At 66.1% G+C, this 806-nt stretch carries 1 protein-coding gene; it reads left to right on the top strand.

Features of this window, described 5'->3' with window-relative positions:
• A partial coding sequence (locus tag B4N44_RS12015; RefSeq protein ID WP_296701091.1) for a UvrB/UvrC motif-containing protein occupies positions 1-806 on the top strand: 806 nt, incomplete at both ends.

The raw sequence follows: 806 nt of genomic DNA, 5'->3' as shown, positions 1-806 counted from the left end.
ACCATGGTCGGCGCCGGCAAGGCCGAGGGCTCGATGGATGCCGGCAACATGCTCAAGCCGGCGCTCGCGCGCGGCGAGCTGCATTGCGTGGGTGCCACGACGCTGGATGAGTACCGCAAGTATGTCGAGAAGGACGCGGCGCTGGAGCGGCGCTTTCAAAAGGTTCTGGTCGACGAGCCGAACGTCGAGGACACCATCGCCATCCTGCGCGGACTCAAGGAACGCTACGAGGTCCACCATGCGGTGGAGATCACCGATCCGGCCATCGTCGCCGCGGCCGTGCTCTCGCATCGCTACATCTCGGATCGTCAGCTGCCCGACAAGGCGATCGACCTGGTCGACGAGGCCGGCAGCCGGGTTCGACTGATGAACTCCAAGCTTCCGCCTGCGGCCAAGGAGGTTGATAAGCAGCTGCGGGCCGTCCAGAAGGACAAGGAGGATGCCGTGCGCGAGCAGGACTTCACCAAGGCCGGCGAACTGCGCGACAAGGAAGTGGAGCTGCGCGAGCAGATCCGCTCGATCCTGCAATCCCGCAAAGATGAGGAACCCGCAGCCGCAGTCCAGGCCGGCGAGACCGAAGCCGGGGCTGCACTGAGCGTGGCAGTGGCGGATGCGCCTGCCGACGCGGAGCGCACCCCGATGGTGACGGAAGAGGACATCGCCCACATCGTGGCCTCCTGGACCGGCGTGCCGGTGCAGAAGCTCACCGAAAGCGAGTCGGCCAAGCTGTTGAACATGGAGGAGACCCTCCACCAGCGCCTGATCGGCCAGGACGAAGCCGTCAAGGCGGTGTCCCGCGCCATCCG

The sequence above is a fragment of the Thiocapsa sp. UBA6158 genome (assembly GCF_002423035.1).
Taxonomy (GTDB): Bacteria; Pseudomonadota; Gammaproteobacteria; order Chromatiales; family Chromatiaceae; genus Thiocapsa.
Note: the sequence above shows the minus strand (reverse complement) of the source record. Positions and strands in the feature narration are given on the sequence as shown.